Here is a 22,081-nt window from a genome sequence, read left to right as displayed (position 1 = left end):
AAAATAGAACCCCTGCGAACGACCGCAGTCCACAGAACAGGCCCCGAACAATCGGGGCTTTTCCTCCATTCGGTTGCCCGTCCTGACGGCCAGCGAAGTCGGGATCCCTCAGTTCAAGGAGATTCATATGAAACGTTCTGTACTGTTAGGTCTGTTCGTTACTGCCTCGATGATGGCTTCCACGTCCTTTGCTGCAGACAAGCCTGCCGACCTGTGCGATGCCAACATCCAGACCATCAACAATGCCAAGGGGCAGCTGTCATCGTCGCCCGAACTGAGCCAGCGTGCTGAAACCAGCGTGCAAAAGGCTCAAGCGCTCAAGGCCCAGGGCAAGATCGATGACTGCGTCGCGGAAACCTCGCAAACCATTCTGGAACTGCGCAAATCCAGCGGCACCAACAATTGATCCAGGCCAGGCCAACCTTCGGGTTGGCCTGGCGGGCCGTTTGGCGTACACTGCGCGTGCTTGTTGCTCGAACAGATGTACCGGGCAATGAGTTCGGGGCCGTTTAGGATTCGACGCCGGTTGCGAAACTCTAGGTGCATGCCGACTTGGTAACAGAAGTCGTAAATCCACTGTTGCAACTTCTTATAGTTGCCAATGACGACCAATACGGTGCTGCTCTCGCTGCTTAATTGCAGCTGACATGCACTCCTGGTGCCTTCGGGCCCAGCAATCATCAGGGGATGTCTGTAAACCCGAAATGATTGTCATATAGAACAGAATCGCCGTGCAGTACGTTGTGGACGAAGCGGCTAAAACTTACACAACTCGCCCAAAGCACCCTGCCCGTCGGGTCGCTGAGGGTTAACTTAATAGACACGGCTACGCATGTAGTACCGACAGCGGAGTACTGGCGGACGGGGGTTCAAATCCCCCCGGCTCCACCACTTCAACATCTAAAGACGTCCACGGACGTCTTTTTTTGTGCCTGCAATCCAGTGAATACGCGGGTTTCAGCGCCATCAGCGTCCACGAACGTCCAAGAGCAGCTACCCTTTATGGCATTCCAATTGGCATTCCAAGCCCAACAGTGCTAATTTTTGGAATGCCAACCCCACCCTGGAATGCCAATGTGCGCACAAGCGGTTCGCCTCTCTGAACTCAAAATCAAATCTGCCAAGCCTGCTGAAAAGGACTACGTCCTGTTCGACGGCGGCGGACTTCAAATGCGAGTGAGAAGTAATGGCTCAAAGCTATGGAACTTCAACTATCGACACCCCGTGACGAAGAAGCGAATCAACATGGGCCTCGGTACCTTCCCTGAAGTCTCGCTAGCGCTGGCACGAAAAGGCTCCATTGCAGCTCGGGAAATACTTGCCCAAGGCCTCGACCCCAAAGAACAACGGGATGCAGTGCTGCAAGCAAAGCAAGCTGAAACCGAGCACACATTCCAGAATGTCGCGACGTCCTGGTATGAACTGAAGAAGGATGCGGTGACACCAGCTTATGCCGAGGACATCTGGCGTTCGTTGACGCTGCACGTTTTTCCAGACTTGGCCACCACACAGATTTCAGCAATCAGCGCACCACAAGTCATCAACCTTCTTCGACCACTCGAAACCAAAGGTAGCCTTGAAACCGTTAAACGGCTGTCACAGCGACTCAATGAGATCATGACTTACGGGGTCAACTCAGGACTGATACACGCGAACCCACTCAGCGGGATTCGCTCCGTCTTCAAGAAGCCGAAAAAGAAAAACATGGCGGCACTTGCTCCAGATGAGCTGAAAGAGCTCATGGTGGCAATTGCTAATGCCAGCATAAAAAGAACTACGCGCTGTCTGATTGAATGGCAGCTCAATACCATGACTCGCCCAGCGGAGGCTGCAACCACGCGCTGGGTCGACATCGACTTCGAGAAGAAGATCTGGACGATTCCTGCTGAGCGCATGAAGAAACGCCGCGTACATATCGTGCCGCTCACAGATCAAGCATTGGGACTGCTGGAGGCAATCAAACCCTACAGCGGACACCGAGAGTATGTATTTCCTGCAGACCGGGACCCTCGGACCCATTGCAACAGCCAGACCGCCAACATGGCGCTAAAGCGCATGGGCTTCGAAGGTCGGTTGGTGAGCCATGGCATGCGATCAATGGCCAGCACTACTCTCAACGAACACGGCTGGGATCCTGAGTTGATTGAGGTAGCGCTTGCACACGTCGATAAAGACGAGGTCCGCAGCGCCTATAACCGAGCGGACTACATCGAGCGCAGGCGTCCAATGATGAAGTGGTGGAGCGAACACATCCAAGAAGCAGCTACCGGCAATCTTTCGATCTCGGCCATCCAGAGCAACCGAGACACGAAGGTCGTCTCAATACGCTAACGAAGTAGCTCCAACAGGTGATAAGTAATCACCAGACCATGACCGTCGTCTGCCTGGATTGTGCATCGAGCTTGCTCCCCCACCTCTCAGGGTGCCAAGCAGCCGACTCAAGCGATACAGCCATCTAAAGACACTGTTCATCGAATAGAACTTGCAGCACATAGCCGTACGAAAAAGAGTAACGTCTATGTCTGCAAACTGCGTTCAACTAGCCTGCGAAGACATGCTTGATCAAAAAGGCTTCCAGCCCGTCTTCCAAGACACGCACAATGCCGCCATTCGGTGTAGCCCAAACTAGAAGGTTTCGTGCCTGGTTGTCGTACAGGTAGTATTGACCATCACCAATCTCCAGCAGTGGCACAGTATTTTTCGGGTAGGTCGGGTCACGGCCCAGGTCCGAGAATGCGGCAAAGACATTCAGGTAATAGTCGTCAGGCACGCCTAGGCCATAAGTTTCGTAGGCGTCAAAGACAATGACTCCAAAAGCCGACAGGTAGCGCTTGTATTCGTCAGACAGTGCGAATCCCAGTTTCTCCTCAAGATTCTGGATGCTGGCGGTATCTACTGGCCGGGTGTTGGCCTGATGGAGATCAACGAGTTGTTCAAGTTTTTTCATAAGATTCGCCCTCAGCGCTGATTCTCAATCTGTTCGGCTCGCGCCTTCCAGTAGTCTTTTCGCTCTTTATCGAAGTCCTCGCGATTGATCTCGGACTCCTTCTGTTTGTTGTGCAGCACGTTATCGTTTCCGTTGCCACGGTGCTCAGCGCTGGTCAATTCTGCCAATGGCGAGTCCTGTTTCTGGCCGATGTGATGTAACTCGATCGGCTTTCCGTTGGCATCCAGTGGAGCCCTTCCCGACTTCATCCGGTCCAGGTTGGTGGTACCCATATAATCTTTTTGATCGTAATCGATGTCGGTACGAATCAGTGCATCCTTGCCATTGACCTCGGCCGGTTCAAGATTCGCGCCTTCATAGATTTTCGCTTCGGCTTCACTACCGATAGCATCCAGAACCTCTTTTGGAACGCCCAGCAGTTCAAGCCGCTCACGGGTTTCCGGCGACATTTGCGGTAGCTCCAGGCGGGTTTCCTGGGTGAGCACGATAGGTCGATCAAGCTCGACAACGATCAGGCAGCGGTCCGGCATTTCGCGCGCCAGTAACGCCAGGTTGGACGGAACCTCGGTTTTTCCAGCAAAGAAATTTTCAAAGTTCACAGAACGCTCCCTGTTTCGAGGCGCGCACGCCATGCAGAATAAATATCGATATGGCTCTCGTGCTGGAGGCTGTAATCCTTCATCAAGCATTGCTGGGTCGCCAGGGCCAGCTCAGTGCTCAAGGCTGTCGCTCGCTCGTGGAGCAGCTGGTCCAGTTGATTGCTGAGTTGCCCGTAATCGGTCGCCGTTTGAATGATCTGCTGAACCTGCTGCCGGCAACCGAGCACATCGACCACCAATTGTGCGGCGTAGGCAAATGCCTCGGGCTTGCACAGCGCCGACGGCTTCTCTTCTTTGTGGGCACTGAGCGCCTCGAACAGCGCAATTTTGCTGCGAGCCAGCAACGGCAATTCACACAAGCCATTTTCCAGCAACGCTAAATCCAAGGCGACTGGCGTGCGGATACGGTTGCTCAGCAGCAGGTTGAGTACCTGCAGGTTGAAATCCTGGCTACGCACGGCGCGCTTGTCATTGGCGGTATACACATAAGGGGTTTCAGACCCGGCGAATTTCTTCACCTGACACAGCACCGGCTCCAGCCAGTCATTTTGATAAACGATGGCGACGCCTTTGGGTAACTTGGCGATTTCTTCAAGCTGGTCATCACGCAACGCCACCGATTTGCCGATTAAACGACGGTCCATTTCATCCGGCAGGCGCATGATTATTTTGGTGTTGGTGTTGCGAATCGCGGCGATATCCACCGCATGGGGCGACTGGTCGGCAATGATGAAACCTTCACCATAGGTGCGCATTTCGGCGATGGCATTGGTCAGCATCTCCACTGACTTGCCGACCACATTTGCCCCTTCAGCACCGCCTTCGGACGGGCTGCGCTTGAGGATGTTGTGCGCTTCCTCAAGGACTGTGACGTGGCGCAGCGGCTGGTTCATGCCACCACAGGCCATTCGGTGCTCACTCAGGCGCATCACCAGGATCCCCATGATCAGGGCCTTGGTCTCGGACGAGCCGACGCGGCTCAGGTCCACGATTGCGCTCTGATCAAACAGCACTGCGCTGTCGATTTCGTTAGCGGTAAAAATCTGCCCATTCAAGCCATTGGTCAGGGATTTGATCCGCGTAGACAGCGAACCGATGTAGTTACCTTTGAGCTCCTGGGAGTACGCGGAGGCCTCGATCACGCTTTGCAGGGTACTGAGCAGGTCACTGAACGTCGGAAACAATGCATCGCTGTAACGGTTGGTCGACGCGTCCAAGTCCCAACCACATTGCTGATACGCCTGCAGGATTGCCTCTTTGAGTACGGCAGGCATTGCGGCATACATCGGCCAGCAGACGTTGAAGATTTCCACCAGCCGATCAACGTGCTCCAGCACATGAATGGCCAACGGGAAGCGGAACGGGTTGATGCGCAACAATTCAAAGTGGGCCGGATGCGTGCCGAATACATTGACGTCATCGCGATGACCAAAGACGTGTTTGTACTCGCCCTTGGCCGGCTCAATCACCAGGAATGGCACGCCGGCGGCGCTAATTTGGCTGAGCATTTCATACAGCGTGTTGCTTTTACCGGCACCGGTCGAACCACTGACAAACACATGGCTGGCCAATTGATCGAGGCTCAACTCGATCTTTTGCGGCAGGTTTTCCCACAAGTGGCGGATGTTGCCCAAGGTCAGTGTCTTGCCCTTGCCTGGCTCACTGCTGTGACCATCCAGGCGCTGCACCTTGCGCCCGAACGCCTGGGTTTCCAGCACGGCCACCGTGGAGGTGGAGCGTCGGGGCAGGCTCAATTGGATCGCCATCTCCTTACCAGACACCAGCGTGGCGGGCGTGAGGTAACTGATCGGGATCTTTTTCGAAAACCCCGGCTTCAATTGCGGATGGCTGAACGCGGTGAGCCAGTCCAGCACAGCGGACTTGTTGGCAGATTTCCAGGTGGTCAGGGCGAAGTCTTCATGGCTGGACTTGCTGCCGCGTACCAGCCCAAGAAAGATACTCGCCAACGATTCGGACGACGCAGTGCTGTCACCGATGAAATACGCCGCCGAGTTCCAGCCGCCGTATGTCTTGGCTTCGTCGATACGCTCGAGGTGGTGATCGATTTTGCTGAGCAACTGCTCGATGGTCTTGTCCACGGTCTCAATCGAAATCTGCCGATTAGAGCCCAGGGTTTTGTTCAACGAATGAGTGTCGGTGGTGCTGGTGGTGTGTGTGGTCGAGGTGGTCTTCGACGCGGCCTCACTGAAGGACGTGCCGTGGCTTTCATTGCGACCTGTGGACGTCGACTGACTGATGCCGGTGGTGCGTTGTTCGTTGAGCAGCGCTGCAGCGGCCGAGCCGATCTGACTACCGAGCATCGCGCCGAATGGCCCCAATGTCGCACCACCCACCATACCGAGCACATTGGCACCGATAGCGACCGTTTTCGAGGTCAGGGTCTGCGCACTAAACGATTCGCTGGTACCGGTGGTGTCAGTGGTAGATGTACCCAGCGTTGTCGAAGTACCCTTGGTCTCGGTCAGCCCAAGGCTGTGCCCAAGGGAGTCACTTAAGCCCTGGCTGATGCTCAGCCCAACGGAATCGCTGTCCTGCTCGCCGAACGATAATTGTTGCTTGAGCAAGGGCGAAAGGTGTGTGGCCACTTGCTCATAACCGGCACGAATTAGGTCAAGGTTTTGTGACGAAACCGGCTCCGCAAGGATTATCGCATGATACACACGGCGCTCAGCCGCATCGATAAAGCGCTCGAGCCCTTGCATGAAGTGCTCGCGGTTCTCCGTCGACAACGCAGGAACACCTGTGACCGCCGTGATACTCGCCGAAGGGTTAGCCTTTTCGGCCTGGACCGCCCCCAGCAAGACGTCAGCCTCTTGTTGCTGCAGCGGCACTAATGAGCTGCCCGAGAAGTGTCCCTTGAAAGTCTCCCGCAGCAACTCGCCGGAACTGTGCCCGAGAGTTTTGCCGGGCTCCCCCCGGGTACCGATATATAGGTCGGTTTCAATACCGTTAGAACGCAATATCAAGAAAACCGAGTAACCCGCAGCACCCAGTGCGGTGTAAGCGGCCGTCGTGCTTTCAAGCACGGATTGTTTGTTGTCTTGGACGATGCGCTCGACGCGGAAAATCCGCGCATCACTGGCCGCATTGAACCGCAGCCCCTTCTCCGCGAAGGCATGGACCGGATAACGTTCCAGTTCCGACAGGTAACTGCGATTGATCAGTGCGCGCCCTGCCTCAAGGGTCAGGCCAGCGTTTTCACGTATGTCCTGCAGTGCGGTTCGGGTCAGTATAGAAGTTGTCATACGCTCACCGAACCAATGCCACAAGGAACACGACCACCGCGGCAATCGCACCGCCAATTAGCAGTGCGGTCCTGAAGGCGGGGTTGCGATCCGGTGCGGTGTCGGGAATAGCCTGGCGGGAGCTGCGAGGTGATGCTTGAGCCACCGCAGGAGCGGAATATGCACCGGTAGTTTGTTTTGGCGCTGCCGCCTTAGTCGAAGCAAAGCCCTCGACAGCACTATTGCGCAACAGATCGCGAACTTCGATCAAATGCACAAATCGCTGTTCTGAAAAGTTAGTTTTCAGGTATGTTACCTGGAGGTCGTAGTAATCCTCGGTCCATTGTTTCTGATCTGCAACAGGTTCGCGCGCAAAAGCCCCCTCTGCATAGGTCTCGAAAATTCCGGGGACTTTGCCTTTGATCCACACAAGTGCAGCATGCAAATCGGCGCCATCCAGACGACGATCATTGAGTTCCAGATGCAACGCCGTTCGGATCGTCAGCAAGTCGCCTTCGTCGACAAACTGCTTGAGGTTGCTGGAAGGCTGGTAGTCAAGGGAGGCATTGTTCATCGGTGTTTTTCTCGCTGGTGAAACGGAATCTGTGGGTGTGAACCCCTTTTCGTTTCTTTGACGAAACACATCGCGAACCTGAATTAAATGCTCCAGCCGCTCCGCGGAGAAATTGCGGGCGGCGAAAAACTTTTGCCGGCTGAAATAGTCCGGGTTCCAACTCACCGGATCCACATCGATAGCGCGAGTGATGCGATCCACCTCGTGAGCGTCCATCACTCCTGGGCGCTGTCGCGCTGCATCCACCATCTGTTGCAACAGTTCAGTGCCGACCTGTGTGTCATCGAGCGCCGCCAAGAACTGCTCACGGACTTTTCCAATCATTGCGGTGTTAGTCGTCATAGAAGCTCCGAGGTCAAACCGCTAGGGTTTCGTCGAGTTTTTCTTTGAATTGGTTGATCCACGCTTGCAACTCACGAGCCTCTTCAAGGGCTTGTTTACGAACGTCGCGATCGGTCATTTTTTCTTTGAGCGAGTCGATCAATTCATTGAACTTGGTTTCGAACTCACGCCCCATGAAGGCCATGAACTGATCAATCAGGACGGTCTTGCCATTGTCGATTTCTGTGCGAGCGGCCACGACCAGTCGAGCAAACTCAGTATTTATACGGGTGCTGCGGGGATTCCAGAGCTTGGACAGGTCAACCGACTTCTCTTCGCCATATTTGTAAACCGTACGGGTAGAGCCCCATGAAAAAGGGTTGTACCAACTGCTGTCGCTGACTTCGTAACGGTCAATCACAACCCGCTTGGTTTGCACCTCATCACTCTTGATGGTGAGATTGAAGGAGATATCACCCGCGGCTTTTTGAAGGCTGTCCAAAATCGGCAACTTCAAATGCTGGCAGTCCTTGAACAGATCCACGATATAACGCTGATACTCCGCCTGGAGATCATCACGGATGACTTGTTGGCTCGAGATAAATACGGCCTCGTAGGCATTGATGAGTTTCCGGTACTGGAACTGGAGTTCCTCTTCAACCTCCTTGACCCGCATTTCAGCGATCCGCGGCTCAACCTCCCCGATAAACCGCTCACTGACCGACCGGAGATACTTACCCGAAGCATTTTCCAAGGTCGCGAGTTCATCTTCGGTGGCCCGTGGCAACACCTTGCCTTCACGCGCTATTTTGTCCTTGTAGGCCTGCGTATCGAACCCCTGCTCCTGCCGAAGCTCCAGCGCCAGGATCTCTTCATTGATATGAGCCAGCGTCTTTTCGTCCTGATCCAGTTGCTCGATCAGTTGGGTTTCGTTAAGTCCGACTGCAATGGCCTTGATCATCGCGTCATAGGCGCGCTTGACCCGATGTGGAAAATTGTACTTGTCGATGTACTCGTCAATCATCGCCTCCACCGCCGGCAATCCGCTGCTCAGCACGATCTCGGGAAGTTTCTTTTCTTGCAGGCTACGTTTGACCCGCTCGGTAATCGGCATGTATTGCAGCAGGTTCATGCTCGGCTCTTCGCCAAACATGTCCATCATGGAGTTCAACTCACCGCGTTCCTTGCGTGAATGCAAGTGCTGAGGCTTGCGCAGCAGCCGCGTCAGGTTGGCCGATACCGGGTAGATCAGCGGATTGAAAATACCGTTTTCAACCAGGTAGTTTTTGACGCGGGCCAGCACGGATGGCAGGTCCTCGCCTTTCTCAGGGTCGAACACATCCATCTTGTTGATGACAAAAATGAACCGATCCTTGCTCTGCTTTCCGCCCTTGCGCATGGTTTCGGCGACCAGCCCCAATAGGTTTTTGTCGTCGTTGGTGCCCAATTGGCTGGCATTGAGCACATACAGAATCAGCGGGTTGCGCTGAGAGTCCTGAATGAAACTCATCGTTTTGAGCTGATGCTTTGCATCCTGGCTGTTGTTCGGGCCCGGCGTGTCGGTCAATACCAGGCGTACGCTGTCACGGTCTTGAATCGCGTGAATTTTGCCTTCGATATCGATGCGCATCGTATCGGGCAGGTTGTTCCATGCCTGGAGCACTTCCAGGCTTACGTTGTCGCTGTTTTCCGCAACGCGGTGATCATTCGTCACGCGCTGGGCTGCGAAGCGTTGACCCATTAATGCGTTGTCGGTGATCCGCGCAATGGTTGCGGTAGTGGCTTCGTTGGCCGCCGGTAACAGGTCCTGGCCAAGCATGGCGTTGATTAGCGTCGACTTGCCCGAGGACATAGTCGCCACCACATACACGTCAAAATCCTTATTGAACGCTTCTTCAAAGGACTGGCTGACATCGGCATTCTCGCGAATGAAATGCTCAAATTCAGGATGGAGCTTGGCCTCCTCCATCAGCTCACGAATACGGGTCAGGCGCTCTTCGGCCGGGTCCGCTTCGATAAACTGTAGGGTGACCTGCATGCCTTTGCCCATCGCCACTTTTGCGGCGTCAACCACGTCCAGATAATCCGACTCGACGCCTCTGAAAGTGACCTCAAAGTTATTGTCACCATTGAACAACTGGCTCAACTCATCAAACAGCTTCTCAATCCACACTTGCAGCCGCGATTCTTTATAGCTCGACAGCTTGCAGCCTTCGGCCGGCGGTTGGCCACTGATCAGGAACTGAGTCTCGACGATGAAAGGGTTATGGATAATTTCAATAGTATTCATGGTTGCTCATCTAATCGGCGCTGATGATGGATAAGGGCTTCAACGGTTTTAAGCCCACTGATGGTGACCAGTTGCTGCAATCGGTTTTTATCGTAGGCTCGGGTATCGGATTCCTTGGCCTGCAGTTTGCGTTCGAGGTTATAGAGCGCCTTGCCGACGCGACGCTTGATCAGGTCTGGTGCGACTGTGGCATTGAGCAATGCGCACTTGTTGACATCCAGGTCATCGAGCACTTGGCGCAACTTAGAGCGCTGCGCACGCGTGAGTGTTTCGGCACTCAGGGCCTTGCGCGCGTACAGCGCTGCACTGGCCATTGTCGGAATGATGATCGGCTGTTCAAAACCGATATCGCGCAAATAACGCTGAGCGTTGTGCACATAGCCCTCAATGCTTTCGCCCTTCTCCGGATCGAGCAAATCCACTTTGTTGAGGATGAAATAGATAGGCTGAGCAGGCTTGGCGGCGAGTTCTTCGCGCAACTGTTCGAGTAGCAACCGATCGTCACGAGTCCCCAGTTGACTAGCGTTGAGCACGTAGCAAAGCGCCTTAAACGACACGTTGCGGATTGCCTCCAGCGTCAACCGGGCATGGTTTTCATCCTGGCTGTTATTTGGCCCTGGCGTGTCGTGAAGCACCAAACCGGGTGCCGGGCGCGGCACCACGTTGAAGGTTCCCGCCAGGCTGATGCGCTTGACCTCGACATTGGCGTTCCAGTCCTGCAGCAGCGCTACTGACGGCGAAGGCTGGGAGGCCAATTCGGTGTCGTTGTAGCAATAGCAGGCACCACTGAATCGCCGCGCGCCCTGACGATGCTCTATACGGGTCACACAGGCAGTGGTGGCCTCATTGGCGGTATGCAGCAGTTCCTGGCCAATCAATGCGTTGATAAACGACGTTTTGCCTGCGCTCATTGTGGCCAACACCAATACATCGAAGGTGGCGTTGCCAGCAGACACCGAGCTTCCGACTTTTCGGGATTTGAGGGGCGTAACGGTGGAGCGCGTCATCAGTTTCTGTCCCTTTCGCCCGGCGCCTTGAGCACCTGACAAGCGTTAATCCATTGGCAATCAAACGGCCGCAGTCTTCCATGGCCATGCGACAGTTCATGTCGCGTGGTCAACTGATGTGTAGAGGTTTTGCATACCGTGCAACCTGGCCCCTATCTCATCGACCCACGCCTGTGGCCCATGCACGCGGATGTTGTCGTTCAGGCCAAAGATCCACCACAGCGTTTCACGATCCAGCGGCACCTGGGCGCGTAAACGCTTCCAGGTATGCGAGGGGATATCGCTCAAGGTCTGCTCATGACTCAGCGGAGTCTCTCCAAGCAGGAAAGCAATCTGCGGATGAACATCCGCGATCAGCTCTACCTCTATGCCGGTTTGACGATGGCTGAATATGCCGGTCGCGATGTAATCGTCCACATCAAAGGCCGCATGCAAAACGGACGGCTCATCGAGTACACGAACATGCTGAATACGGTGCAGGGCAAACTGGCGCAGGTCGCCGTAGCCATCTACGGAAGCCAGCAAGTAGCTGATGGCATGCCGCGATACCAGGCCTGCCGGATGAAGGCGAAACTGTTTGAGTTCGCCCTTGCTCCGACTCTGATAAGTCACTAGCAGTTGCCGGCGCTCCAGCAAAACGGTAGACACTTGCCCCCAGACGTCGGGATCGATCGCAGCAGGCAGCAAGGTTTTCCCATTGGGAATCGCCCGAACTCGTCGCGCCCAATCGGCCAATCCGTTGTGGCCCAGATCACCCAGGAAGTTACGTGCGCGTCGAAATTGTGGACCGAGCTGGTCCAGAACAGTCTGCGGCAACAAAGTAGTCAGATGGCTCTCCGACAGATACAAGGCCAGTGCGGTGGAGGCATCCATATCCTCCAATCTGAGCGGCGCATCCCGCGTGAAGCTCCAACGAAACGGGATCTCGCTCTCGTCGCATTGCAACGAAAAAGGCGTCGACAACCGGTTCAAATCACGCTGAACCGAGCGAAGTGTTACGGAAAACCCTCTATCGCGAAGCTTTTCAAGCAGGGTCGGAGCTGCAATTCGCTGCGGTTCTGTGGGGATCAGGCGCAGTAATGCGAATAGCCTGAGCAGCGTATCCTTCGCTTGGGACATGATGACTACCTTGTTCTGCGGGTCAACTGATAGCCAGGAGGCTGCCGTCAATTTGGCGTCGATGCTACTGATTAAAGTAGCGTTTTGCCATCAATTGTAATCGACATAAGGCATAAGCCTTTCGGCAGTGGTGTGCGGAACTTGAGGTTCTACCCTTAATTCAGGAGGGAGAAGACTGGCGCGCGTTCCTTTCGCGCTTCAGTTCGCTGTACTCGCGATACAGTTCATAGCTTTTCTTTAGCACCACACAAAGTCCTATGACGGCAAACAGGTTTTTCATAATCGTAACCTCCTAGGTCTTTTTGACCATTTACCGGGGCAGAGCGACAAAAGGTGTCGCGACTTTGAACGTCAATCGTTGAGGCTTAGGAATTGTTCCAGGCGGGTTCTGAGGATCTCATGTCGATTGGCCTCCAGCCCCTCCAACGAAGGGGTATGACACTCAGGACAAAGGATGAACGCAGCTGGGCCGAGCGATGCCAAATCGTTGTGAGGCAGAACCGTTTTTCTCCAAGAACAGTGAGCACAGACAAGGGTGAACGGGCGCGGGGAAATTGGCATAGCGATGTCCTACGGCTGTCGAATGGCGCTAGCTTGACTGGTAGGTACGACAATGTGTGTCGCCTCGCTTAGCAGACACAACTCATCATAATTGCGGTCCAATACAGGCGGCTGGATGCGTTCGCTGCCATAGCGACCAAAACACGCGCCCAAAGGCGTATTGATTCGATTCAAAAAAATCTCAACTCTACATAACAGCAATGACACCACTACCAGGAGGGTTCATCCCATGTCATTGCAGTGTCCTCGCTGTCACTCCCCAAAAGTTGCTTCTTTCCATCACGCTATGAAAGTCGGCGCGGCCATCGGCACAGTAGGTGGTGCCGCGCGTGGCGTCAGCGCAGCTCTAGCAGGTGGTCAGGCTGGTGCGCTAATCGGCGCTATTGCCGGGCCCGTCGGCATAACTCTCGGCTCAGTGTCAGGTGCCATCCTCGGCGGACTGGCCGGCGGTGTCGGCGGCTGCGCTCTCGGCGCCCAACTGGGTGAGTCGCTTGATCGCCACGTCCTAGCCCACAACCTCTGCTTGCTCTGCGGTCACCGCTTTAACCTTCCGGCCTGATCTGGCAGGACCACACCTTTTCTATCCATATCGTCCGGACGGTGCTGCGCTGGGCGCGGCGCTTTATGCCGGCCTGCACCCAAAGGAATCTCAACCATGGCCCATCTCGTCGAAACTATGGCCTACGCTGGCGCTGCACCGTGGCATGGCCTAGGTAATCAACTCACCCAGAAACAACCCATCGAAGTCTGGCAACGCGAAGCCGGCATGGACTGGGCGATCCAGGAAAGCCCCGTACTTTTCAAATCAGAGACCGTCGGCCACCTGGGCGCGATCCATTCCTTCTCCGAGCAGAAGGTACTCTTCCGTTCGGACACCAAGGCACCGCTGTCGGTGGTCTCCCAGCGCTATCACACCGTGCAGCCTCGGGAAGTGTTGGAGTTTTATCGTGACCTTACCGAGGTTTCCGGCTATGAGCTGGAAACCGCCGGCGTGCTCAAGGGTGGTCGAAAATTCTGGGCGCTGGCGCGTACCGGGCAAGGCGCAGCGCTCAAGGGTAACGATCAGGTCAACGGCTACTTGCTACTGGCTACATCCTGCGACGGCACCCTGGCCACCACAGCAACACCAACCACCGTGCGAGTGGTGTGCAACAACACCCTGACCATCGCCCTAGACGGCAACAGCCGCGCGATCAAGGTGCCGCACAACACCCGCTTCGATCCGAAAGCAGTGAAGAAGCAGCTCGGCATCGCCGTCTCGCAGTGGGATGAGTTTATGTACCGCATGCGGGCCTTGTCTGAGCGTAAGGTGCAGTGGCATGAGGCGTTGGGGTTCTTCATGTCCGTGTTGTGTGAGACGAGTCCAACCGGCGCACTGCCGGAGGTACTGCCCAACGAACGCGCTCTGCGCAAGGTTCAGGAACTGTACGAGGGTCGTGGTCGGGGCAGTCAGCTCGACTCGGCACGTGGCACTGCATGGGGCCTGCTCAATGCAGTGACCGAGTTTGTCGATCACGAGCGCCGCGCCCGCAGCAACGAATACCGCATGGACTCGGCCTGGTTCGGCCAAGGTGCGCAGATCAAGCAACGCGCCCTGGACACCGCTCTGCAACTGGTGACCTAACCGCTTACCTTCTCCACTCCATAACGCCCGATCAGCCTGGTTGCTGATCGGGCGTTTCTATTTCCACAAGGTGAACGCTATGAAAGCTACTTCGTTGAGCCGCGCCAGCAAGCCGCGCCCGGTGCTGCGTTTAATCAGTACCAAGGAACTGCCTCGTGAAGATTGGCTGATGGTGCGTAAACAGGGCATCGGCAGCTCGGATGCTGGCGCTGCAGTAGGCCTAAATCCCTACAAGTCGCAGCTAGAGCTGTGGCTGGAGAAAACAGGTCGCGACACCACCTTGCCTAAGGCCGATCCGCAGGATGAGGAAAGCCCGATGTACTGGGGCAATGTGCTGGAGCCGATCGTGGCTTGGCATTACAGCAAGCGCACCAGCAAACGCGTACGGCGCATCAACGCCGTACTGCAGCATCCAAACCCTGAGTTGTCCTGGATGCTGGCCAACATCGACCGAGAGGTAATCGGTGCTGACGATGTGCAGATCCTCGAATGCAAGACAGCCGGCATAAACGGCGCACGCCTCTGGAAAGAAGGCGTGCCCGAGTATGTGCAACTTCAGGTAATGCACCAGCTTGCAGTCACCGGCAAGCAAGCTGCGGATGTCGCTGTATTGCTGGGCGGCCAGACCCTAGAGATCCACCGCATCGAACGGGACGAGCTGATGATTGCCCGCCTGATCGAGCTGGAGCGTAAGTTCTGGCACTACGTCGAGACAGACACACCACCGCCTGCTGATGGTTCAGCCTCGGCTGAAATGGCACTGCGTGAGCTCCATCCGAATGACAACGGCCAGACCGCTGATTTCAGTGGCCGCGCTGGTTTGGCAGCGGCCTACCTAGAGCTCAAAGCTGTGCGCCAATCCATCAGCGAAAAGGAAACGCGCGAAGCCCAACTAAAGCAGTTGCTGCAACAGGCCATGGGAGATGCCACCCGCGCGGAGTTCAGCCACGGCTTTATCAGCTGGAAGAAATCCAAAGACAGCAACGTGCTCGATGTTGAACGCATGCTGAAGGACAAACCCTACCTGCGGGTTCGCTACACCAAGCTCAAGGAAGGCAGCAGGCGCTTTCTGGTCGGCTAATCCAATCACGCCTAACCATTTCCTCCCTTTCGCCAGCCCATACAGTTAACGCTGCGTGGCTGGCCTTTTCTCGTTTGTAGGAGAACCACCATGCTCAAAGGTCTGGCTATCACCCCGCCGGTACTCGGGCGAATTTCCATAGGCAAAGTCATCGAGAAGAACGGCAAACGCCTGCCGGAGAAAGATGACCAGTTCACCATCACTTCACAGGTGCAAGGCAAGGACGGCTGGCTGCTGCACCCGTTCAACGATGAGCTGCGCAAAAGCCAGGAGTACAAGCTACGCAGCATCCCGGTACGCCTGCTGTTCAACGAACCTGAACTGAATTTTCGCGCCGACTACACGCTGTTCGACCGGCAATCCGGGCGGCCGCTGTGCGTGGGCAATGGCGAGACCTGCAAGCGTGTCACCCGAGACGGCATGCAATCGTTGCCCTGCCCATCGCCTGATGCCTGCCCGCTGGCCAAAGGCGGTGCCTGCAAACCCTACGGCCGGCTGAATGTACTGATCGGCGATGACGATCCGCTCGGAAGCTTTGTGTTCCGCACCACTGGCTTTAACAGCATCCGCACCTTGGCCGCACGCCTGCATTACTTCCAGGCTATGTCGGGTAACCGACTAGCCTGCCTGCCGCTGGAGCTGCGTCTGCGCGGCAAGTCAACTCGGCAGAGCCATGGCACGCCAATCTTCTACGTCGATCTCACCGTACGCACCGGCATGGATATGGCCGAGGCGCTGCTGACTGCCAACGAACTGGACGCACAACGGCAGACTGCTGGCTTCAATCAGATTGCGCTGGATGAGGCAGCACGACGCTGCTTTGGTAACGGTGCGTTCGAGGACAACGAGGAAGACAGTAGCGCCGTGATTGAAGAGTTCTTTTCAGTTGAAGCCAATGCCGATCAACACCCGTCCAAACCTCCACCGCAGCATTCAAGCAAACCAGACCTAGCTGAAAAGCTTGCAACCCAATGCCAGGCGCAATCCGTTACTACCTAAACCGGCCCAAGGAGCAATAGATGAAACTGCATAAGCTAAAAGCCGGAGAAGCCACCGGCACCTACCTGGTAGATGTCAGGACACGCGACCACATCGTGATCGGGAACGAGGATTGCGTGCCGATGGCCGTGCGGGGGCACTTATGAAACCTTTGCTGTTAGAGGTACTCAAGCTTCTCGCTGCTGTGTTCGCCTTTGTCGGAGTCCTGGCTGGTTGCCTAGCGGTGATGCTTATGCTGCTGATGCTGCTACGCGTGCCTGTTGTGCTAGTGGCGATATTGCTTGCGTCCTTTATTTTCATCACCTTGCAGCACCTCAAACAGAAACGAAGTCGTTGAGCTATCAGTCAATGAGCGGGCAGCCTCAAGGCTGCTCACTCATTAAACGCGTTCTTTTTTGGTCATCCAAGCACACAATCTCAAAACTCCAGGCCTAACTTCAGATCATGAGACGACATACCCTTGCCTTAGCAACCCCTCCAAAGGGGGGCGACGCGTTCAGCCGATCCGGCACCTCACCGAGAGCTCAGGATCGGTTGCGGATGAACGCCAAATAACTGTATACACATACAGCTAAAACTCGTAGAGTCTCGAACTGGAGTAATCCACCAGTTCGCGGTAAGCTTGAAATCATGAAGAATACAAACACCAAACCTAACCGAATAGCATCCGTGCACCTCTCCGGACATGAAACGTTTCCTCTTCGCCAAATGTGGCTTAAGAAAGCGTTCGATCAAGCGAGCAATGACGGACTGATTACCAAATCAACCTTCACCGATGAGTCTGCAATCGCAGCCTTCGGTGTTGGTAAAAACATGGTTTCATCGATTCGGCATTGGGCATTGTCATGCGGGATCATGGCCGAAGAAGGCGATGCGTTCCGCGTAAAAAGCCTGGCAATGGAGATACTGCGAAATGGAGGTCTCGACCCCTATGCGGAGAACCCGTCTACAGCATGGCTCGTACATTGGCGCCTCGCCGGGCGGCACCACCGCTCGACCACATGGTATTGGCTCTTCAATCACGTGACAGCTCCAACCTTTACACGCCAAGAACTCGAAGAGCCTTTGGCCCTGTATGCCCGAAGCCTAGATCCCAAGCACCGCCTTTCTTCAGCAACTATTTCGCGCGACTTGGAGACCTGTCTACGTAGCTACGCGCCACGGGCAGCAACCGGTTCTCCAGAGGATTTTGCCGAGCCTTTACTCGGGGAATTGGGGCTGCTGCAAGAAGTACACAAGGGGCAATATGCATTCCGACGCGGCCCCAAGGCTGCGCTTCATGATGGTGTCTTCACTTATGCCCTCATGGATTTTTGGCGCAGAACTGCAGACAGCCAAAGTTCGCTAGCTTTCGAGACCATCGCATATGCAGAAGGCTCTCCAGGTCGAGTCTTTAAGCTCGACGAAGAGTCGATAGCCCAGCGCTTAATCTCTTTGGCCGATCTGACCGGAGGCAAGTTAGCGTGGTCCGACTCCGCTGGCCTTCGCCAAGTCCACAAAAAAAACCTCTCTGATGACGATCGACAAGACATGGTTAGGCGCGCATATGACTGAGGTAAGAGAGGCAGTGCTCGCCGACATCGTCCAGATTTCTCACCAGTACCAAAGATCAATCCGTATTGATGCGGACATTGGCCGATCCGACGCACTCGACGGGTATATCTTCCATTCGACCGCAGCGACTGTGGTAGAGGGCATGAGTAGGCAGCTTGCCGCAACCAATCAGCGCAGCTTCACTTGGACAGGCCCCTTCGGCGGCGGAAAATCATCTCTGGCCGTAGCTTTGGCGAGCGCCCTCCATACTGATAAGAGCCTTCGCGCAAAAGCCCGATCTACACTAAATTTGGACTCGAAGCCAAACTTTGACAGTGCTTTTCCAGTTCAAGACGGGTGGCTCGTAATCCCAGTGGTTGGCCGGCGCGGTAGTGTCGTCAAAGAACTGGACTTAGCCCTTCGCAAGGCTCAGGACAAGGGTTTTGAAGGTCGCAACAAACCCAATGCACAGCACGTCATCAATGAACTGATCGCCGAAGCCAAAGACCGCCCGAACGATGGTGTCTTGGTGTTCATTGATGAGATGGGCAAGTTCCTTGAAGCTTCGGCCTTAGGCGTGGGCGACGATGTCTACTTCTTCCAAGAGCTCGCAGAAGCATCTGCCCGCGCTGAAGGCAGACTGGTTGTGATTGGAGTGCTGCATCAATCTTTCGCACAGTACGCCAACCGTCTTGGTATCGACACTCGTGACGACTGGGGCAAGGTTCAAGGCCGTTACCTTGACCTCCCTTTCGTGGCGGCAAGCGACGAGGTTGTCGAGCTTATCGGCCGTGCAATTGATGCAAAGCGGCGACCCGAGTGGATACGGGGGGCCTCTGATTCTATTGCCGATGCCGTCAGGTCACGTCGCCCAGCCGTCGGCAATGATTTCGCTGTTGCTTTAGAACGCTGCTGGCCGCTGCATCCAACCATGGCTGCATTGTTGGGTCCAATATCGAAGCGGCAGTTCGGTCAAAATGAGCGGAGCACCTTTGGCTTCCTATCTTCAGTCGAGCCTTATGGGTTTCGCGCCTACCTACAATCGACTCCGCTGAACCAATCGAACTGGTATCGCCCTAGCGACTATTGGGAATATCTGCGTGCGAACCTAGAGCCTGCCATCCTAGCTTCTGCAGATGGGCACCGCTGGTCCCAAGCTGTAGAAGCTGTGGAGCGCGCTGAGGCCAAATCTGGTGACTTGCTGCAGGTGTCTCTGATTAAAAACATCGCCGTCATCGACCTCTTCCGCACTGGTTCAGGGCTTGCCGCCGACTTACCAGTCTTGTCGACCCTTTTCCACAGCGTGCCACAGGATGAGATCGAGGCCGCACTGAAGAAACTGGCCTCGCTCAAAGTGGCTCTGTTCAAGAGCTATACCGGAGCTTGGTCAGTTTTCGAAGGTAGCGACTTCGATATCGATGCAGCTATTGCCCAAGCTGTAGCGTCATCTCCTGGCATTGACTACGCCAAATTATCCCAGCTTATGGGAATGCACCCAGTGGTCGCCAAGCGGCACTACCACGAAACGGGCTCAATGCGCTGGATGGAAATTTCTCTGCGAAGCATCGAGCAAGCGGAAAAGATTGCAAGTACTTACAAACCCCAGCGGGGAGAGTTCGGCCAGTTCATCCTTGCGCTTCCCGGCCGAGACATGCCTCTTCGTGAGGCTCGAAAGCGAGCTCAGGCCTGTGCTTACGAAGAACCTTGGCCGGTGCTAGTAGGCATCCCGGATAATCATGCCCGCATCGCGGAACTATCGACCGAATTGGTTGCATTAGAGCAGGTAAAGGAACGCCACGAGCTCGGAGGAGACCCTGTCGCCCGCCGCGAAGTATTCGCCCGCTTGGCCGCTACTCGCTCCGACCTTGAGGACCAACTTCAAGCTGCTGCCTCACTGTGCAAATGGCATGATGGTAACGACCAGGTTATTGAGCCTGGTGCAAAGCTATCACCTATTGCTTCAGACCTCGCCGACGACCTCTATGAGCATTGTCCTCGAGTGTGGAGCGAGCTAGTTAATCGCGATAGTGTGTCGAGCAATAGCGTTAAAGCCCGCCGTGATCTGTTACACGCAATGATCAACGCCGAAGGCCAAGAGCGGTTAGGTATTGAAGGCTTCCCTGCCGAGCGCGGCCTTTTCGAAACACTGCTCGTGGCATCACATCTATACCGTAAAGAGGGAGAGGCTTGGCGCGTCTGCGAGCCATGCGAGGCCTCACCCAAAGGCTTTTCCGAGTTCTGGGCGTTCACTCAGCAACTCTTTGCCGATACCAGCGCCCGCGTAAGCGTTAGCACCATCTATGACCATTGGAGCATGCCGCCGTACGGCATGAAGCGGGGCATACTGCCAGTTTTTCTGACAGCATTCTTGTTGGTGCACAAAGCCAACATCGCCGTATACAAGGAAGGCATGTTCATCTCTCGACTCAGCGATGCTGACATCGACGAGTGCCTCCAAGATCCGACCCGCTTTACGCTCCGCTGGATCGCGATTGATGAGGATAAGAGCCGAATTTTAGATGGCATCTCTCATCTCCTCGAGGAAGTTGGGGAAATAGGAGGAGCTGCTGATCCTCTAGAGGCGGCGCGTGGCCTTGTGGCGTTAATTTTTAATTTGCCAGAGTGGTCTCGGCGCACACAGCGGCTGGGTGAAACTGCCAAAGCAATTCGTGACATGCTGCTAAAGGCCAGCGACCCGCACAAAGTTCTGTTCGTCGACTTACCAACGCTGCTGGAGGTAGCCGATGGCAAAGCCTACGTGAATGCTCTGCGCGCGCCCCTGAAAGAAATCGCAACAGCTTATGCAATGATGCTATCCGAAGTAGAAGCCAAGATGCTTAAAGCGCTCGATGCGCCTCTCGACAACTTGGAATCACTCCGTGAAAGAGCACGGGCCGTAGCAGGCGTTTCAGGCAACTTCAGGCTCGATGCATTCTCGACAAGACTAGCGTCTTACGATGGCAGCCGCTCCGTCTTGGAAGGTATTCTGAGCCTAGCCGCCGATAAACCACCACGCGACTGGGTTGACCGCCATATCGACGCTGCGGTGCTCGAACTCGTCCAATTCGCAAGACGTTTCCGCGAGGCTGAGGCCTTCGTCGCTGTCAAAGATCGTCCAGCACAAAGTGAAGCAATCGCAGTTGTCATTGGCGTAGGAGCGGAAACAACGACGATTTCTAGATCCTTTTCTATTTCAGAACGTCACCGTAAAACAGTAGAAGAAAAGGCCAGTGAAATAGCCAAAATGCTGGAGGATCAAGGTCTTGATACTGACATCTTACTTGCCATCTTGGCCAAAGTCGGAATGAATCTGGTTATCGAAGAGGAACAGATGGATGACTGAGCGACACGTACTGGGTTTATCCGGAGGAAAAGATAGTGCAGCTTTGGCAGTGTGGATGCGTGATCACCATCCCGAGCTGGATATCGACTACTTCTTTACGGATACCGGCGAGGAGCTTCCCGAGGTCTACGAGTTCCTGGGACGACTCGAAGGCTATTTAGGCAAGCCCATAGAGCGACTTAATCCCCGTCGGGACTTCCGCTTTTGGCTGCGTGAATACAACCATTTCCTCCCCAGCGCACAGACTCGCTGGTGTACGCGTCAGCTCAAACTGGCACCGTTTGAACAGTGGGTCAAACCATGGCTGGCAGCAGGAGATAAAGTTTTCTCCTATGTAGCGATCCGGGCTGATGAGGAGTACCGCGAGGGGTACTCAGCAAAAGCCGAAAACATGCTTGTGAAATTTCCCTTCCGTGAGGCGGGCGTCGACAAAGCTAGTGTCGTCGATATTCTCGAGTCCTCGGGATTGGGTTATCCAAAGTACTACGAATGGCGCTCTCGCAGTGGCTGCACATTCTGTTTCTTCCAACAGAAGATCGAATGGGTTCGCCTCAAAGAGCGTCACCCCGAGGACTACGAAAAAGCCAAGGAACTTGAGAAAGATGCATTGGAGCATGGCTCTCCTTTCACTTGGTCTAAGGGAGAGTCGCTTTGGGATCTAGAAAAGCCCGCTCGGATTATTGAGATAAAAGCCGAATATGAAGTTCGCCGTGCGCGCCTTCGTAAAAATATCCCTATAAACCCACTCCGCCCAGTAAAAAGTTTCCCGGAGGACATCGATGACGTTTACGGAGACGACGAAGGCAATAGCTCCTGCCTCATCTGTCACAAGTAAATC

General features: G+C 55.0%; 18 protein-coding genes and 1 other RNA gene. 12 read left to right on the top strand and 7 right to left on the bottom strand.

The genetic code is table 11. The features are described from left to right. The first annotated feature begins 127 nt into the window (after nt 1-127). From IF189_RS03970 to IF189_RS03960, 3 genes are all read left to right on the top strand, one after another. The gene (locus IF189_RS03970) at nt 128-406 is read left to right on the top strand and encodes a hypothetical protein (protein ID WP_192552867.1); all 279 of its coding nucleotides are present in this window, start codon (nt 128-130) and stop codon (nt 404-406) included. Between the two features lie 95 nt (nt 407-501). Continuing rightward, nucleotides 502-891: a transfer-messenger RNA gene (gene ssrA / locus IF189_RS03965) on the top strand. Between the two features lie 183 nt (nt 892-1,074). Next, on the top strand, nt 1,075-2,331 hold the full coding sequence (locus IF189_RS03960) for an integrase domain-containing protein (RefSeq protein WP_143979014.1): 1,257 nt from the start codon (nt 1,075-1,077) through the stop codon (nt 2,329-2,331). Between the two features lie 208 nt (nt 2,332-2,539). Here the strand turns inward: IF189_RS03960 and IF189_RS03955 are convergent, their stop codons facing one another. The 7 genes from IF189_RS03955 to IF189_RS03925 all read right to left on the bottom strand — a co-directional run bounded on the left by IF189_RS03955 (nt 2,540) and on the right by IF189_RS03925 (nt 12,102). Next, entirely contained in the window at nt 2,540-2,947 is a 408-nt protein-coding gene (locus IF189_RS03955) for an SMI1/KNR4 family protein (protein WP_192552866.1), read from the bottom strand. Between the two features lie 11 nt (nt 2,948-2,958). Beyond that, nucleotides 2,959-3,546 carry an HNH/ENDO VII family nuclease gene (locus tag IF189_RS03950; RefSeq protein ID WP_057406260.1) on the bottom strand — a complete coding sequence of 196 codons (588 nt, stop codon included), beginning with the start codon at nt 3,544-3,546 and terminating at the stop codon, nt 2,959-2,961. Continuing rightward, complete coding sequence (locus tag IF189_RS03945; RefSeq protein WP_225739944.1) at nt 3,543-6,836, bottom strand: ATP-binding protein; 3,294 nt, start codon at nt 6,834-6,836, stop codon at nt 3,543-3,545. Before IF189_RS03945 ends, IF189_RS03950 begins: the two co-directional genes overlap by 4 nt. Further along, nucleotides 6,817-7,707, bottom strand: a complete 891-nt coding sequence (locus IF189_RS03940; protein ID WP_122500324.1) for a hypothetical protein — start codon at nt 7,705-7,707, stop codon at nt 6,817-6,819. The genes IF189_RS03945 and IF189_RS03940 overlap by 20 nt, the downstream gene beginning before the upstream one ends. 13 nt (nt 7,708-7,720) lie before the next feature. Next, entirely contained in the window at nt 7,721-9,976 is a 2,256-nt protein-coding gene (locus IF189_RS03935) for a dynamin family protein (protein ID WP_192552865.1), read from the bottom strand. After that, on the bottom strand, nt 9,973-10,983 hold the full coding sequence (locus IF189_RS03930) for a dynamin family protein (protein ID WP_225739943.1): 1,011 nt from the start codon (nt 10,981-10,983) through the stop codon (nt 9,973-9,975). The genes IF189_RS03935 and IF189_RS03930 overlap by 4 nt, the downstream gene beginning before the upstream one ends. 96 nt (nt 10,984-11,079) lie before the next feature. After that, complete coding sequence (locus IF189_RS03925) at nt 11,080-12,102, bottom strand: helix-turn-helix transcriptional regulator (RefSeq protein ID WP_192552864.1); 1,023 nt, start codon at nt 12,100-12,102, stop codon at nt 11,080-11,082. Nucleotides 12,103-12,949: 847 nt separating this feature from the next. Between IF189_RS03925 and IF189_RS28805 the strand changes: the two genes are divergently transcribed. From IF189_RS28805 to IF189_RS03890, 9 genes are all read left to right on the top strand, one after another. After that, a complete protein-coding gene (locus tag IF189_RS28805; protein WP_225739969.1) occupies nt 12,950-13,222 on the top strand; it encodes a hypothetical protein in 273 nt (90 codons plus the stop codon). A gap of 96 nt (nt 13,223-13,318) precedes the next feature. Beyond that, a complete protein-coding gene (locus IF189_RS03920; protein ID WP_192552863.1) occupies nt 13,319-14,287 on the top strand; it encodes a DUF932 domain-containing protein in 969 nt (322 codons plus the stop codon). A 79-nt stretch (nt 14,288-14,366) separates the two neighbouring features. Further along, nucleotides 14,367-15,368: a YqaJ viral recombinase family protein gene (locus IF189_RS03915; RefSeq protein WP_192552862.1), complete on the top strand. Its 1,002-nt coding sequence runs from the start codon at nt 14,367-14,369 to the stop codon at nt 15,366-15,368. A gap of 90 nt (nt 15,369-15,458) precedes the next feature. Then, entirely contained in the window at nt 15,459-16,367 is a 909-nt protein-coding gene (locus IF189_RS03910) for a hydrolase or metal-binding protein (RefSeq protein ID WP_192552861.1), read from the top strand. Nucleotides 16,368-16,387: 20 nt separating this feature from the next. Continuing rightward, nucleotides 16,388-16,513 (top strand): hypothetical protein, encoded by a 126-nt coding sequence (locus tag IF189_RS28955; RefSeq protein WP_263974438.1) that lies wholly within the window; start codon nt 16,388-16,390, stop codon nt 16,511-16,513. Further along, entirely contained in the window at nt 16,510-16,704 is a 195-nt protein-coding gene (locus tag IF189_RS03905; protein WP_192552860.1) for a hypothetical protein, read from the top strand. Before IF189_RS28955 ends, IF189_RS03905 begins: the two co-directional genes overlap by 4 nt. 293 nt (nt 16,705-16,997) lie before the next feature. Next, nucleotides 16,998-17,921 (top strand): DUF4007 family protein, encoded by a 924-nt coding sequence (locus IF189_RS03900; RefSeq protein WP_192552859.1) that lies wholly within the window; start codon nt 16,998-17,000, stop codon nt 17,919-17,921. Then, the gene (locus IF189_RS03895; RefSeq protein WP_225739942.1) at nt 17,881-21,243 is read left to right on the top strand and encodes an ATP-binding protein; all 3,363 of its coding nucleotides are present in this window, start codon (nt 17,881-17,883) and stop codon (nt 21,241-21,243) included. Before IF189_RS03900 ends, IF189_RS03895 begins: the two co-directional genes overlap by 41 nt. After that, complete coding sequence (locus IF189_RS03890) at nt 21,236-22,078, top strand: phosphoadenosine phosphosulfate reductase family protein (RefSeq protein WP_024657948.1); 843 nt, start codon at nt 21,236-21,238, stop codon at nt 22,076-22,078. The genes IF189_RS03895 and IF189_RS03890 overlap by 8 nt, the downstream gene beginning before the upstream one ends. The last annotated feature ends 3 nt before the right edge of the window (nt 22,079-22,081 follow it).

The organism is Pseudomonas sp. IzPS59 (assembly GCF_014863505.1).
GTDB lineage: Bacteria > Pseudomonadota > Gammaproteobacteria > Pseudomonadales > Pseudomonadaceae > Aquipseudomonas > Aquipseudomonas kribbensis.
The sequence above is the reverse complement of the archived record's forward strand: the minus strand, read 5'-3'. Positions and strand labels throughout refer to the sequence as shown.

What these genes read in the sequence shown, in the direction of transcription:
- IF189_RS03915 (WP_192552862.1), top strand. Translation starts at nt 14,367, where the DNA reads ATGAAAGCTACTTCGTTGAGCCGCGCCAGCAAGCCGCGCCCGGTGCTG.
- IF189_RS03970 (WP_192552867.1), top strand. Translation starts at nt 128, where the DNA reads ATGAAACGTTCTGTACTGTTAGGTCTGTTCGTTACTGCCTCGATGATG.
- IF189_RS28805 (WP_225739969.1), top strand. Translation starts at nt 12,950, where the DNA reads ATGAAAGTCGGCGCGGCCATCGGCACAGTAGGTGGTGCCGCGCGTGGC.
- IF189_RS03925 (WP_192552864.1), bottom strand. Translation starts at nt 12,102, where the DNA reads ATGTCCCAAGCGAAGGATACGCTGCTCAGGCTATTCGCATTACTGCGC.
- IF189_RS03910 (WP_192552861.1), top strand. Translation starts at nt 15,459, where the DNA reads ATGCTCAAAGGTCTGGCTATCACCCCGCCGGTACTCGGGCGAATTTCC.
- IF189_RS03900 (WP_192552859.1), top strand. Translation starts at nt 16,998, where the DNA reads ATGAAGAATACAAACACCAAACCTAACCGAATAGCATCCGTGCACCTC.
- IF189_RS03930 (WP_225739943.1), bottom strand. Translation starts at nt 10,983, where the DNA reads ATGACGCGCTCCACCGTTACGCCCCTCAAATCCCGAAAAGTCGGAAGC.
- IF189_RS03920 (WP_192552863.1), top strand. Translation starts at nt 13,319, where the DNA reads ATGGCCCATCTCGTCGAAACTATGGCCTACGCTGGCGCTGCACCGTGG.
- IF189_RS03890 (WP_024657948.1), top strand. Translation starts at nt 21,236, where the DNA reads ATGACTGAGCGACACGTACTGGGTTTATCCGGAGGAAAAGATAGTGCA.
- IF189_RS03935 (WP_192552865.1), bottom strand. Translation starts at nt 9,976, where the DNA reads ATGAATACTATTGAAATTATCCATAACCCTTTCATCGTCGAGACTCAG.
- IF189_RS28955 (WP_263974438.1), top strand. Translation starts at nt 16,388, where the DNA reads ATGAAACTGCATAAGCTAAAAGCCGGAGAAGCCACCGGCACCTACCTG.
- IF189_RS03940 (WP_122500324.1), bottom strand. Translation starts at nt 7,707, where the DNA reads ATGACGACTAACACCGCAATGATTGGAAAAGTCCGTGAGCAGTTCTTG.
- IF189_RS03960 (WP_143979014.1), top strand. Translation starts at nt 1,075, where the DNA reads ATGTGCGCACAAGCGGTTCGCCTCTCTGAACTCAAAATCAAATCTGCC.
- IF189_RS03895 (WP_225739942.1), top strand. Translation starts at nt 17,881, where the DNA reads ATGACGATCGACAAGACATGGTTAGGCGCGCATATGACTGAGGTAAGA.
- IF189_RS03955 (WP_192552866.1), bottom strand. Translation starts at nt 2,947, where the DNA reads ATGAAAAAACTTGAACAACTCGTTGATCTCCATCAGGCCAACACCCGG.
- IF189_RS03905 (WP_192552860.1), top strand. Translation starts at nt 16,510, where the DNA reads ATGAAACCTTTGCTGTTAGAGGTACTCAAGCTTCTCGCTGCTGTGTTC.